This is a genomic window from Bradyrhizobium sp. UBA2491, from assembly GCF_002341725.1.
Classification (GTDB): domain Bacteria; phylum Pseudomonadota; class Alphaproteobacteria; order Rhizobiales; family Xanthobacteraceae; genus Bradyrhizobium.
On record NZ_DDOP01000089.1, the window covers coordinates 31,248 to 44,144 of the forward strand.

Sequence of the window (12,897 nt, forward strand, 5' to 3'; positions counted from 1 at the left end):
CTATCCTCCTTGCAGGGCGGCCCACATTTCCTGGTCGCGCTTGTCGGTCCAGATCACGGGATCGTCGATCCCGGACGCTTCGTCATAGGCGCGTGACACGTTGAACGGCAGGCAGTGCTCATAGATCGCGAAGCTCGAAAACTTCGGGTCCATCACCTCGCGCGTCGCCGCCATCGATTCCTTCAAGGAGCGGCCCTTGGCGACCGACGATTCAGCGGCACCATAAAGCGTGGTGACGAAATCGCGGGTCATCGCGATCGCGTCGCGGCCGGTCTCGAGGCCCTTCAGCGCATCGCCGCGGCCCGGCGCGATCGCCTTCGGATTGAAGGCGCGGATCTCGTTCAAGGTCATCGGCCATTCGCGTAAGTGCGCATCGCCGCAATAACAGGCCGAGTGATATTCGATCAGGTCGCCGGAGAACATCACCTCGGCATCCGGCACCCAGGCGACGATATCGCCCGAGGTGTGGCCGGCGCCGAGCTGCATCAGCCGCACCTCGCGCTTGCCGAGATAGATCGACATCTCGCCCTCGAAGGTCAGCGTCGGCCAGGTCAGGCCGGGGATGCTCGCGGCATCCTGGAACAGGCGCGGGAAGCGCCCATATTCCGAATCCCAATCCTGCTGGCCGCGCTCCTCGATCAGGCGATAGGTCTCCTGCGAGGCCACGATGCCCTGCGCTTTGTAGGCGGAAGCACCGAGCACGCGCACCGCGTGGTAGTGCGACAGCACGACATATTTGATCGGCTTGTCGGTGACGGTCTTGACCCGCTCGATCACCTTGTTGGCCATCGCCGGCGTCGCCTGCGCGTCGAACACCAGGCAACCGTCCTCGCCGACGATCACGGCGGTGTTCGGATCGCCCTCGGCGGTGAAGGCGTAGAGATCGGTGCCGATCTCGGAGAAGGTGACCTTCTTCTCCGCGAGGTCGGTGGTGGAGGCAAAGCCCTTGGCCATCGGTTCAATCCTGTCTTTCGCTATTGTTGTTGCTGTTGTTGCTGCTGGCTCGGGTCCAGCATCCGCCGCTTCGCCAGCGCGATCGCCTCGCGCAGCACGTCGAGGTCGCCGATATGGTTGGCGAGCACCAGCACCAGCGCGGCATCGAGATCGGCGCTCTGCGCGTCGGTGAGGCCGCGATGCGCCTCGACGATGGCGCGGAAAGCGTCATCGGGCTTTGCGAAGTTCGAACTGGTCGACAGCGCCATGACGGATCCTCAGTTCGCGCCTGATGCGCGCGCCAGCGCCGCGTCCAGCACCGGCCGCGCCGCATTGCGGAACCGCGCCGCGACATAACCATCCGGCCGCAGCAGATAGGCGCTGCCGGGCTCGGCATCGTAGCGCTTGCCGGCATGACCCTGGGCATCGATCAGGCCATCGGTACCACCGACCCTGATCGTGCCGACGCCTTCGGGGACATCGATCGTGGCACCATTGGAAAACGCCAGAAGCGTGAAACGCGTTCCCTGCCTGATGAAGGCGTCGGTCAGATAGGTCGACGCACCGCCCTGCTCCGTCACCGGCGCATCCAGCATCGAGGTGCCGGGCCGCGGACCGCCACGCCACTCGTCGCGATCGCCACTCGATAGCGGCGTGTCATAGACCGACGGCACCGACAGCCGGCCGCCGTTCACCATGCGCTTGCCGAACTCGGTATCCTCCGCGAGCGACAGCACGGCTTGCCGCAGCCGCGCCTCCTGCTTCGTCACCGGCGCCATGAAATCGGTCGAGCGGGTGGACTCGCGGATGTTCTCGTCCGCCGCCGCGCTGCGCTCGATGTGATAGCTCTCCAGCAGGCTTTCCGGCGAGAGCCGGCGCAGCACGCGATCCAGCTTCCACGCCAGGTTCTCGGCATCCTCGAGCCCGGAATTGGCGCCGCGAGCGCCGAACGGCGAGACCTGATGCGCGGAATCGCCGGCGAAGATCACCCGGCCATGGATGAACCTGGCCATCCGGCGGCACTGGAATTTATAGAGCGAGATCCATTCGAATTCGAACTTATCGTGCCCGAGCATGCGCGCGATCCGCGGCCGGACATTCTCCGGCTGCTTCTCGGCCACCGGATCGGCATCCGGATTGAGTTGCAGATCGATCCGCCAGATATCGTCGGGCTGCTTGTGCAGCAGCGCCGAGCGTCCGGCATGGAACGGCGGATCGAACCAGAACCAGCGCTCGGTCGGGAACGCCGCCGTCATCTTGACGTCAGCGATCAGGAACTGGTCCTCGAACACCTGGCCTGCGAACTCCGCGCCGACCATCTGGCGCAACGAGGAGCGGGCGCCATCGCAGGCGACGACGAAGGCGGCGTGCACCTGGTACGAGCCTTCGGGCGTCGCGATGGTCAGCGCAACGCCGTCATTGCGGCTCTCCAGCGCGATCACCTTGTTGCGCCAGCGCAGGTCGATCTCCGGCAACTGCTCGACGCGATCGACCAGATAGGCCTCAGCATAGAATTGCTGCAGGTTGATGAAAGCAGGCCGCTTGTGGCCTTCCTCGGGAAGCAGGTTGAACTGGTAGAGCTGCGAGGCGCCGTGAAAAATCTTACCGACGCTCCAGACCACGCCCTTCTCGACCATGCGGTCGCCGACGCCGAGCCGATCCCAGAACTCCAGCGAGCGCTTCGAGAAGCAGATTGCGCGCGAGCCTTCGCCGATCCGGTCGGCATCGTCGAGCAGCACCACGCGCTGGCCGCGCTGCGCCAGATCGATCGCGAGCGACAAACCCACCGGCCCGGCGCCGACCACGACGACCGGATATTCTGCGACGTTGGCGCCCGACCGCTCCTGGTCGGGGTGACGGCGATAGCCGAACTGGGTTTTGGCCTGTGCCGTATTGGCTGATGCCATTGCGTGACCCTGGATGTTCCCGTGAGCCGGCTTGTCGCTGCGGCTTGTGTGACCGGCTTACGACCAGCATCTTGCGAGCCGGCCGCGACCTTGCTAAATTAGTCTCACTTGCAACTATCTTAAACCCCCAGTCGGGGCCGCCGTCAACTCAAATTGGAGGGATTTTTGGCCAGGACTTCTGCAAGCCAGCCTCCAGCACGGCCGCGCAGCACCGTGGAAGCGGACGCGCGCGACGATTCCATGACGACCAAGAAGCGTCTCGACCTCTTCCACTTCATGCCGTTCCGCCTCAACCGGCTGGCGGCCGAAGTGTCCTCGGCGCTGTCGAGCGAATATCAGGCGCGCTACGGCCTCGATATTCCGGAATGGCGCGTGCTCGCCACGCTGGGCTTCCGCAGCGATCCTTGCAGCGCGCAATACATCGCCCATTGCACCCGCACGCACAAATCCACCATCAGCCGCGCGGTGTCGGCGCTGATGGAGCGCGAGATCGTCGAGCGCGTCGAGAACGCCGACGATCGCCGCGAATTCCGCCTGCGACTGACCCGGAAGGGCCAGGCGCTGTACGAAGAGCTGATCCCAAGGCTTCTACGCAAGGAGCAGGAGATCCTGTCCTGCCTGTCCGCGCAGGAACGCCGCGATCTCGGACGCCTGCTCGGCAAGGTCGAGACCAGCCTCGAACTGGTGCAGACCAGCGAAGAGGCCGACGCGAAGGACGTGTATTAGACACGAACTCCGCTTGCGCCACGCGCTCCGCTGTCGCCCTGGCGAAAGCCAGGACACATACGCTGCGGCCGGCGTCGTGAACGGGACTCGTCGTTGCAGCAAAGCGCAACAAGCGACATTTGTGATCATGGGTTCTGGCTTTCGCCAGGACGACGCCGGGTTGGCTTGGCGCACCCGCCTTAAGCAACTCCATCTCCTCGTCATTCCGGGGCGTGCGAAGCACGAGCCCGGAATCCATTCATCGGCGGAACATGCGGCTCAATGGATTCCGGGCTCTCGCTGCGCGAGCCCCGGAATGACGACGGTGCGAGACCTACGCCCCCTCGATATGCTTGGCGATCACAGGGAAATAATTGTCCTTCGATCCCTTCTCGATCGCCTCTTGCAGAACCGTGCCGATCAGTTCGGCGCCGCGAATCTTGATGCCGGCGTCAGCCGCGAGCTCCAGTGCGTAGGACAAATCCTTCAGCGCATATTCGGTCGAGAACGCGCGCTCCGGAAACACGCCGGGCACGATCGCCTTCATGCCGTGGTTGCGCAGCGCGAAGCTGTCGGCGGAGCCCTTCGACAGGGTATCCAGCAGCAGCTTCGGATCGACGCCATTGTGCTTCGCCACCGCGACGGCTTCAGCCAGCGCATTCACGGTCTCGAACAGCACCATGTTGTTGAGGATCTTGGTCACCTGCCCGGCGCCGACGTCACCGCAATTGGTGACATCGGTGGCGAAGCAGCGGATCAAGGGCTCGATCGCGGCATACAGCGCAGGCTCCGCGCCGACCATCACGCTGAGCGTACCGTCCTGCGCCGCCTGCCGCGTGCGCGCGATCGGCGCGTCGGCCCAGGCCGCGCCCTTGGCCTTGAGCTGCGCGGCAAAGTCGCGGGTCTGGCTGACCGAGGACGTGCCGAGATCGACCACGACCTGGCCGGCTCTCGCATTCTTCAAGATACCATCGCCTTCGAACACCGCGCGCACATGCCTGGCGCTCGGCAGGCACAGGAACAGCACGTCGCTCTGTTTGATCACATCGGCGACCGATGAGGCCACCTCGGCACCGTCGGCACGCAAGCGCTGCAAGGGTTCAGCCGCGAGGTCGAACACGACGACGCGCTTGCCGCTCTTCTTGACCAAGTTGCGGCAGATCGGCTCACCCATCACGCCGAGGCCGATGAATCCGAGAGTCTTGGTGTCAGTCATATCGCTTCTTCTTTTGACGTTTCTTCACGTGTTGCAGATGCGCCCCGCCCGATCGGCGAGGCTATTTCGCGAATGATCGCGACGGTGCCAGATGCAGCGCGAACGCATCGACCTTGTCGCTGGCGCGCGGGTAGATCTCGCTGACGATCGGATCGTGGCCGGGGATGAAGCGGTCGGGATGACCGGCAAGCCGCTCGACGGTCTCCCAGCCCTGCGCCATGTCGCCGACATTGTAGACGATCGGGAACGGGCTCTTCCTGTGCAGGTTCGCGTAGTAATGCGCGGCGTCCGACGCCAGCACGACCGGGCCGCGCGCGGTCTCGACCCGCACCACCTGCAAGCCATCGGAATGGCCGCCGACCCGATGCACGGTGACGCCCGGCGCGATCTCGCCGTCGCCGGAATGGAAGGTGACGCGTTCGCCGTAGACGTGGCGCACCATCTGCGTGACGTGCTCGATCGAGAACGGATGACGCAGCATGCCGTTGCACATGCAGCGGCCGGTCGCGTAGCTCATCTCGCGTTCCTGCAGATGGAATTTGGCGTTCGGGAAGCGGTCCAGATTGCCGGCATGGTCATAATGCAGATGGGTGACGATGACGTCGCGGATCGCGTCGGCGCTGACGCCAAAATTGGCCAGCGCGTCGACCGGGTTGAGCGTCAGCTTGCGGGCGCGGGCCTTGGCCTCCTCGGCGTTGAAGCCGGTATCGACCAGGATGTCGCGGCCGTGGCCACGCACCAGCCAGACGAAGTAATCCAGATCCTGCGCAGTGGTGTCGTGCGGATCGGGGACCAGGAAATTGAGGTGGGGCGTGCGCGGCGACATCGTCGCATAGCGCAGGGCGTAGATCTCGTAGGCGTTTCCCATCGGTTCGCTCTTGTTTGCGGTCGTCTTTTGAATGGCTTGCCGTCCCGCACACAAAGCCATCGCCTTGCGCAAAGGTCAAACCGCGCGCAGTGCGACGAGCGCATGACAGGGCGGAGCGGCCACTGTGAGAGCAGTCACATTATCGGCTCGCCGGAACCGGCACCATGCCACGATGGCGATAGCCGCCATGACCGCATGCTGTTGCACTGCGGCCTCGCCGCGGTCACCGCGATCGGCGAGGCTGTCGCAGGCCGTTGACGGGGGTTTGGCCGTGGTTTGATAATGGATTTTCGCTAGAGTAGGGTTTCCCGAGGCGCAGGCTCGTAGCGGCGCCATTTCCATTGGAATGCCGCGATCTGGATTTGCCGCGATTATGAAAATCCGCCTTGCCTTGCTCGCCACGCTGATCTTTTCAATCGCGTCGCCGACCTTGTCCTTCGCCGCCGGCGATCGCTTCGCGCTGGTCATCGGCAACGCCAAATATCCCGACGCCGACGCGCCGCTGAAGGAGCCGGTCAACGACGCGCGTGACGTCGCCGACGAGCTGAAGCGCGACGGCTTCACCGTCGAGGTCGGCGAGAACCTGACCGGCGACGGCATGCGCCGCGCCTTCGACCGGCTGTACGGCAAGATCAAGCCCGGCTCGGCCGCGCTGATCTTCTTTTCCGGCTACGGCATCCAGTCGAACCGGCAGAGCTACATGATCCCGGTCGACGCCCAGATCTGGGCCGAGGCCGACGTGCGCCGCGACGGCTTCAGCCTCGAGACCGTGCTCGGCGAGATCAACAGCCGCGGTGCCGGGGTGAAGATCGCGCTGATCGATGCCTCCAGGCGCAACCCATTCGAGCGCCGCTTCCGCAGCTTTTCGGCAGGCCTTGCCCCGGTGATCGCACCCAACGGTACGCTGGTGATGTATTCGGCCGCATTGTCGTCCGTCGTCTCGGACAATGGCAGCGACCGCAGCCTGTTCGTGCGGGAACTCCTGAAGGAGATCCGCACCCCGGACCTGATGGCGGAGGAAACGTTGAACCGCACCCGGGTCGGCGTCACCCGCGCCTCGCGGCAGGAACAGGTGCCGTGGATTTCGTCGTCACTGGCCGAGGACTTCTCGTTCATTCCGGGCGGAGCGCCGGGAACTCCGAGCGGAGCACCGGGAACTCCAAGCGCCGCGCCCGCACCTGCTGCAAGTCCGTCAACCGAGGTCGCAACGGCACCGCCCGCTCCGCCTCCACCCGCGCCGCCCGCGGCAACCCCGGCACCTCCGGCGGCAGCAGCGCCGACGCCACCACCGGCGCCGTCGAAGCCGTCGGTCGCGACAGCCCCCACCACGTCGCCGCCGCCACCAGCGCCGAAGACGCCCGAGGTCGCGCTACCGCCACCCGCGCCCCCGCCGCCGGTAGTAACCCAGCCGACGCCAGGACCGAGCAACCCGCCCTCGCTGGCCGATGATCCGACCATCAAGAGCCTGAGCGACCGGCTGGACAAGAATCCCGATGATGCCGCCGCGCTGTATCGCCGCGGCCAGGTCTATGCCAGCAAGGGCGCCTACGACCTCGCGGTGAAGGACTTCACCAACTCGCTGCGGCTGAACCCGAAGGACGTCGAGGCCTACAACAACCGCTGCTGGGTCCGCACCGTGCTCGGCGACCTGCCGGCGGCGCTCAAGGACTGCAACGAGGCGCTGCGGCTGCGCCCGAATTTCGTCGACGCGCTCGACAGCCGCGGACTGATGAACCTGAAGGGCGGGCAGAACAAGAACGCGATCGCCGATTTCGACGCCGCGCTGAAGATCAACCCGCGGCTGACTTCGTCCTTGTATGGACGCGGCCTTGCCAAGAAGCGCAACGGCGCGATCTCGGAAGGCGATCTCGACATCGCCAACGCCAAGGCGATGGACCCGAACATCGTCAAGGAGTTCGCCGACTACGGCGTGCACTGACAAACCGGCCGGGACTGCCCGCGGCTCGAACCGCCGATGGAATGGTGCGACTAATCAGAGGGTGTGCGCCGGTCGCCATTGCCGGCGATTGATCCGACAAGTCATTGGAACCGCGCGAGGCCGCGCAGGAGGGACCAAAATGCTCAAGCCGTCGGCAAAGGCCGCGATCCTCTCAATCGTGACCATCGGCGCCGCGCTGTCGTTCGGCATGGCCGCCGCCCGCGCCGGTGACGACGTCACCGAGGATCAGATCGTCAGGGCGCTCACGCCCGAGAAGAAGCCGCTCACCCGCGGCCTTTCGGCCGGCCCGCAGACCTCGTCGCCCGGGCTGAACGCCGACCAGGCCAAGTTCGTGCAAAGCATGCGCGGTCGCGCCACCCGCTCGCTGTCCTCGGCCGAGCGCGAGGAAATCGCGACCATCGTGCAGGACAAGCCGAAGATCGATCTCGAGATCAACTTCGACTACAACTCCGCCGATATCAGCACGAAGTCGATGCCCTCGGTGCAGGCCCTCGGGCGTGCCCTGACCAACCCCGATCTGAAGGGCTCGACCTTCGTGGTCGCCGGTCACACCGACGCCGCCGGCGGCGAGGAGTACAATCAGGGCCTTTCCGAGCGTCGCGCCGACGCCATCAAGCGCTATCTGGTCGACAAATATGGCATCAACGGCACCGACCTCGTCACCGTCGGCTACGGCAAGAGCAGGCTGAAGGACCCGAGCCAGCCATTGTCCGAGGTGAACCGCCGCGTGCAGGTGGTGAACATGGAAAACAAGGCCACCGCCGCCAAATGACCCCGAATTGATGGCGTGGCGTGCCGTGTTTTTGCCGTTACAATGCGCCCCGCACCCCGGCGGGGCGCATTTGCTTTTGGCGACGCCCGGACGCCGCGCATATAGTGACCCGCCTCACATGACGTCAGAGCGCGATCGGGAACAATGGTGAGCCTGTGTCCGCATGCTCAAGCAACAAGGTGACGAGCGGGATGAGACTGCGAGTGCCCAAAGCGCGACAAGTTCTGACGCGCCAAGTTCTGGATTGATCCGGCGATGAATTTTTCCCAGTACCTCAAGCCCGCGCTCGGCACCGTGGTCTTCGTCGCCCTCGCTGCTGCCTATTACGCGTTCGACCACCGCTCCCATCCCGAGGAGAAGGAGACCCCGGGGCAGGCGCTGGTGGTGGTGACGAAATCGACCAATGCCTGCTTCTCCGACATGGTCCGCGTCACCGGCTTCATCGTGCCGCGCCGCGAGGCGCAGGTGAATGTCGACCAGGACGGCTCCAGGGTCACCGACGTGCTGGTCCGCGAGGGCGATACCGTGACCGAGAACCAGGAACTGGCGCGGCTGACCCCGCCGCCGCAGCAGGCCGCCCAGGGTAACGCCAAGCCGATCGTGCTGCGCGCGCCGGCGGCCGGGCTCGTCACCGAGGTGCGCACCGCGGCCGGCGCGCCGGCCTCGCCGCAGGCCCCGCCGATGTTCAGGATCTCGATCAACAACGAGATCGAGCTCGACGCCGAGGTGCCGGGTTTCCAGCTCCTGAAGCTCAATCCCGGCGCCAATGTGCGGATCAGCCGCGACGATGCGCCCGACATGGTCGGCAAGGTCCGCCAGATCTCGCCGCAGATCGACCGTACCACCCAGCTCGGCCACGTCCGCATCACCATCAACAACAATCCGACGCTGAAGGTCGGCATGTTCGCCCGCGCCAATATCGACGCCAAGCGCTCCTGCGGCGTCGCCGTGCCGCGCACCGCGATCGACCGTCTCACCTTGCAGGTCGTGAAGGACAACACGGTCGAGACCCGCAGGGTGCGGGTCGGGCTGACCTCCGACACCTCGACCGAAATCCTTGAAGGCCTCGACGTCGGCGAAATCGTCGTGGCCGACGCTGGCACCTCGCTGCATGACGGCGACCAGATCAAGACCATGTTCGCCGACGAACTCGATCGCACGCGATCACGGTAAATCGGGCACGCTAATGGCTTTGAACATCTCGGCTTGGTCGATCCGGAACCCGCTTCCCTCGATCGTCTTCTCGATCATCCTGCTCGTGCTGGGCTGGGTCTCCTTCACCAAGCTCGCCGTGACGCGGCTGCCGAGCGCCGACATTCCGGTGATCTCGGTCGCGGTCTCGCAATTCGGCGCCGCGCCCTCCGAGCTCGAATCGCAGGTCACCAAGACGATCGAGGACGGCGTCTCCGGCGTCGAGGGTGTGCGCCACATCTCGTCCTCGATCACCGACGGCCTGTCGGTGACCACGATCCAGTTCGCGCTCGAGACCAACACCGACCGCGCGCTCAACGACGTCAAGGACGCGGTGACGCGGGTGCGCGCCAACCTGCCGCAGAACGTCACCGAGCCGCTGATCCAGCGCGTCGACGTGATCGGGCTGCCGATCGTGACCTATGCCGCGATCTCGCCCGGCAAGACGCCGGAGCAGCTGTCCTATTTCGTCGACGACGTGGTCAAGCGCGCGCTGCAAGGCGTGCGCGGCGTCGCCCAGGTCGAGCGCATCGGCGGTGTCGAGCGCGAGATCCTGGTTTCGCTCGATCCCGACAAGTTACAGGCGGTGGGGCTCACCGCGGTCAATGTCAGCCAGATACTGCGCGGCACCAATGTCGACGTCGCCGGCGGCCGCGCCGAGATCGGCAAGAACGACCAGGCGATCCGCACGCTGGCCGGCGCCAAGACGCTGAACGAGCTCGCCGGCACCATGATCCCGCTGTTCGGCGGCGGCGAGATCCGGCTCGACGATCTCGGCACCGTCACCGACACCATCGCCGACCGCCGCACCTTCGCCCGCTTCAACGGCGAGCCGGTGGTAGCGCTCGGCATCAAGCGCTCCAAGGGCGCCAGCGACGTGGTGGTCGCGGCGGCGGTGCAGAAGCGGATCGACGCGCTCAAGGCGTCCTATCCCGACGTCGACCTCAAGCTGATCGACACCTCGGTCGAGTTCACCAAGGGCAATTACGAAGCCGCGATCTCGACACTGTTCGAAGGCGCGATCCTCGCCGTCATCATCGTGCTGCTGTTCCTGCGCGACATCAGGGCCACCATCATCGCGGCGGTCTCGCTGCCGCTGTCGATCTTCCCGGCATTCTGGGCGATGGACCTGCTCGGCTTCTCGCTCAATCTGGTGTCCTTCCTCGCCATCACGCTGTCGACCGGCATCCTGGTCGACGACGCCATCGTCGAGATCGAGAACATCGTCCGCCATATGCGGATGGGCAAGACGCCTTACCGTGCGGCACTGGAAGCCGCCGACGAGATTGGCCTCGCGGTGATCGCGATCTCGCTCACCATCATCGCGATCTTCGCGCCGGCGAGCTTCATGTCCGGGATCGCCGGACAGTTCTTCAAGCAGTTCGGCATCACCGTGTCGGTGCAGGTATTCTTCTCGCTGCTCGCGGCGCGCTTCGTGACGCCGATGCTGGCCGCCTATTTCCTCAAGCATCACGACCACGACGACCCGCCGCCCGGCCGCATCCTGCGCAGCTATCACGGCCTCGTCGCCTGGTCGGTGAAGCATCACTACATCACCGTGCTGGTCGGCTTCGGAATCTTCGCGGCGTCGATCTGGAGCATCACGCTGCTGCCGCAGGGCTTCCTGCCGGCGCAGGACACCGCGCGCTCGTTGCTGGCGATGGAGCTGCCGCCCGGCTCGCAGCTCGCCTACACCGAGAAGGTCACCGAGGAGATCGTGGCGCGCCTGCGCAAGCGGCCGGAGGTGAGGAGCGTGTTCGTCGACGGCGGCCGCGTGCCGCCGGGTATCCAGGAGGTGCGCCGCGCCGCCCTGATCATCAACTACACGCCGAAGGCTGACCGCAAGATCACCCAGCGCGAGCTCGAGCTCGCGATCGGCAAGGAGCTCGACAACGTCCCCGACATCAGGTTCTGGTTCCTCGACGAGAACGGCCTGCGCGCCATCTCGCTGGTCGTCACCGGCACCGACAGCAACATCGTCAACAACGTCGCCAGCGAGCTGGCGACGCAGATGAAGCGGATCCCGATCATCGCCAATGTGATCTCGGAGACCGCGCTCGACCGGCCCGAGCTGCGCATCCGCCCGCGCGCCGAGCTCGCGGCGCGGCTCGGCGTCTCGACCGAGAGCCTGTCGCAGACCATCCGCGTCGCCACCATCGGCGATGTCGGTCCGGCGCTGGCGAAGTTCGACGCCGGCGACCGCCAGGTGCCGATCCGGGTCCAGCTCGAGGACAACGCGCGCAGCGATCTGCAAATGCTGGAACAGCTGCGCGTGCCGCTTGGCCAGCGCGGCGAACGCGGCGGCGTGCCGCTCTCGGTCGTCGCCGACATCCAGCTCGACCAGGGCCCGACCAGCATCAACCGCTACGACCGCGAGCGGCAGGCCACCGTCGCGGCCGACCTCGTCGGCAATGCCGCGCTCGGCGACGCCACCAAGCTGATCTACGACCTGCCGGTCATGAAGAGCCTGCCGAAGGGCGTCAAAGTCAGCCCGTCCGGCGACGCGGAGAGCCTGGCCGAACTGTCCGACGGCTTCGCCACCGCGATCACCGCCGGCCTGATGATGGTCTATGCGGTGCTGGTGCTGCTGTTCGGCACCTTCCTGCAACCGATCACCATCCTGTTCTCGCTGCCGCTCTCGATCGGCGGCGCGATCGCGGCGCTGCTGCTCACCGGCAAGCAGCTCACCACGCCGGTCTGGATCGGCATCCTGATGCTGATGGGCATCGTCACCAAGAACGCCATCATGCTGGTGGAGTTCGCGGTCGAGGCGATCCGCGACGGCAAGCCGCGCGAGGAGGCGATGATCGACGCCGGCATGAAGCGCGCCCGGCCGATCGTGATGACCACGATCGCGATGGCCGCCGGCATGATGCCGTCAGCGCTGGCGTTCGGCGCCGGCGGCGAGTTCCGCTCGCCGATGGCGCTTGCGGTGATCGGCGGCCTGATCTTCTCGACCGTGCTGTCGCTGGTGTTCGTGCCGGCGATGTTCATGGTGATGGACGACATCGGCGCCCTGATCTGGCGCTTCGGCAAGCGACTGATCGTCTCGCATGCCGACCACGAGCTGACCCCGGTCGATCATCAGGAAGACCAGAGCAAGCGGCCAGGCGGCCCGCCGAACATGATCTCGCCGGCGGCGGAGTAAGCCGGGGTCGCGCGGCGTCAGCGGCGCGATCCGTAAAGGATGACTTCCTTCAAAATATCGAAAACAACCCCATGCAAAGCAGCTGAGGGCGGCCGGCGTTAGACGAGGCAACTTGACACGCCGGGCAAATCAAGGTTATATTTCTAATATTCCGAAATCATGCGTCGAAAGTTCACCTCTCCCTTGGGAGAGGTCGA

The 12,897-nt window shown here is 65.5% G+C and carries 10 protein-coding genes; 5 read left to right on the forward strand and 5 right to left on the reverse strand.

Going from position 1 to position 12,897, the window contains the following annotated elements; genetic code table 11:
• Genes B2W55_RS30095 through B2W55_RS30105 form a run of 3 tightly spaced genes read right to left on the reverse strand, consistent with a single transcriptional unit; the run spans position 1 to position 2,840 of the window.
• Positions 1-954, reverse strand: a complete 954-nt coding sequence (locus B2W55_RS30095; protein WP_024583655.1) for an MBL fold metallo-hydrolase — start codon at positions 952-954, stop codon at positions 1-3.
• A 20-nt stretch (positions 955-974) separates the two neighbouring features.
• A complete protein-coding gene (locus B2W55_RS30100) occupies positions 975-1,202 on the reverse strand; it encodes a DUF2783 domain-containing protein (protein WP_024583656.1) in 228 nt (75 codons plus the stop codon).
• A gap of 9 nt (positions 1,203-1,211) precedes the next feature.
• Positions 1,212-2,840, reverse strand: coding sequence for an FAD-dependent oxidoreductase (locus B2W55_RS30105; RefSeq protein WP_024583657.1), 1,629 nt, complete (start codon positions 2,838-2,840; stop codon positions 1,212-1,214).
• Between the two features lie 240 nt (positions 2,841-3,080).
• Here B2W55_RS30105 and B2W55_RS30110 point away from each other — a divergent pair, with 240 nt between their 5' ends.
• On the forward strand, positions 3,081-3,566 hold the full coding sequence (locus B2W55_RS30110; protein WP_043855134.1) for a MarR family winged helix-turn-helix transcriptional regulator: 486 nt from the start codon (positions 3,081-3,083) through the stop codon (positions 3,564-3,566).
• 313 nt (positions 3,567-3,879) lie between these two features.
• Here the strand turns inward: B2W55_RS30110 and B2W55_RS30115 are convergent, their stop codons facing one another.
• A complete protein-coding gene (locus tag B2W55_RS30115; protein ID WP_024583659.1) occupies positions 3,880-4,761 on the reverse strand; it encodes an NAD(P)-dependent oxidoreductase in 882 nt (293 codons plus the stop codon).
• Positions 4,762-4,822: 61 nt separating this feature from the next.
• Positions 4,823-5,629, reverse strand: coding sequence for an N-acyl homoserine lactonase family protein (locus B2W55_RS30120; RefSeq protein WP_024583660.1), 807 nt, complete (start codon positions 5,627-5,629; stop codon positions 4,823-4,825).
• Positions 5,630-6,002: 373 nt separating this feature from the next.
• Between B2W55_RS30120 and B2W55_RS30125 the strand changes: the two genes are divergently transcribed.
• The 4 genes from B2W55_RS30125 to B2W55_RS30140 all read left to right on the forward strand — a co-directional run bounded on the left by B2W55_RS30125 (position 6,003) and on the right by B2W55_RS30140 (position 12,700).
• Positions 6,003-7,568 (forward strand): caspase family protein, encoded by a 1,566-nt coding sequence (locus B2W55_RS30125; RefSeq protein ID WP_024583661.1) that lies wholly within the window; start codon positions 6,003-6,005, stop codon positions 7,566-7,568.
• Between the two features lie 139 nt (positions 7,569-7,707).
• The gene (locus B2W55_RS30130) at positions 7,708-8,361 is read left to right on the forward strand and encodes an OmpA family protein (RefSeq protein WP_024583662.1); all 654 of its coding nucleotides are present in this window, start codon (positions 7,708-7,710) and stop codon (positions 8,359-8,361) included.
• Positions 8,362-8,616: 255 nt separating this feature from the next.
• Complete coding sequence (locus tag B2W55_RS30135) at positions 8,617-9,534, forward strand: efflux RND transporter periplasmic adaptor subunit (protein WP_024583663.1); 918 nt, start codon at positions 8,617-8,619, stop codon at positions 9,532-9,534.
• Between the two features lie 13 nt (positions 9,535-9,547).
• Entirely contained in the window at positions 9,548-12,700 is a 3,153-nt protein-coding gene (locus tag B2W55_RS30140; RefSeq protein ID WP_024583664.1) for an efflux RND transporter permease subunit, read from the forward strand.
• The last annotated feature ends 197 nt before the right edge of the window (positions 12,701-12,897 follow it).

Bases quoted from the DNA above. Each gene is read 5' to 3' on its own strand.
- B2W55_RS30100 (WP_024583656.1), bottom strand. From the start codon at position 1,202: ATGGCGCTGTCGACCAGTTCGAACTTCGCAAAGCCCGATGACGCTTTC.
- B2W55_RS30140 (WP_024583664.1), top strand. From the start codon at position 9,548: ATGGCTTTGAACATCTCGGCTTGGTCGATCCGGAACCCGCTTCCCTCG.
- B2W55_RS30120 (WP_024583660.1), bottom strand. From the start codon at position 5,629: ATGGGAAACGCCTACGAGATCTACGCCCTGCGCTATGCGACGATGTCG.
- B2W55_RS30115 (WP_024583659.1), bottom strand. From the start codon at position 4,761: ATGACTGACACCAAGACTCTCGGATTCATCGGCCTCGGCGTGATGGGT.
- B2W55_RS30110 (WP_043855134.1), top strand. From the start codon at position 3,081: ATGACGACCAAGAAGCGTCTCGACCTCTTCCACTTCATGCCGTTCCGC.
- B2W55_RS30130 (WP_024583662.1), top strand. From the start codon at position 7,708: ATGCTCAAGCCGTCGGCAAAGGCCGCGATCCTCTCAATCGTGACCATC.
- B2W55_RS30095 (WP_024583655.1), bottom strand. From the start codon at position 954: ATGGCCAAGGGCTTTGCCTCCACCACCGACCTCGCGGAGAAGAAGGTC.
- B2W55_RS30105 (WP_024583657.1), bottom strand. From the start codon at position 2,840: ATGGCATCAGCCAATACGGCACAGGCCAAAACCCAGTTCGGCTATCGC.
- B2W55_RS30135 (WP_024583663.1), top strand. From the start codon at position 8,617: ATGAATTTTTCCCAGTACCTCAAGCCCGCGCTCGGCACCGTGGTCTTC.
- B2W55_RS30125 (WP_024583661.1), top strand. From the start codon at position 6,003: ATGAAAATCCGCCTTGCCTTGCTCGCCACGCTGATCTTTTCAATCGCG.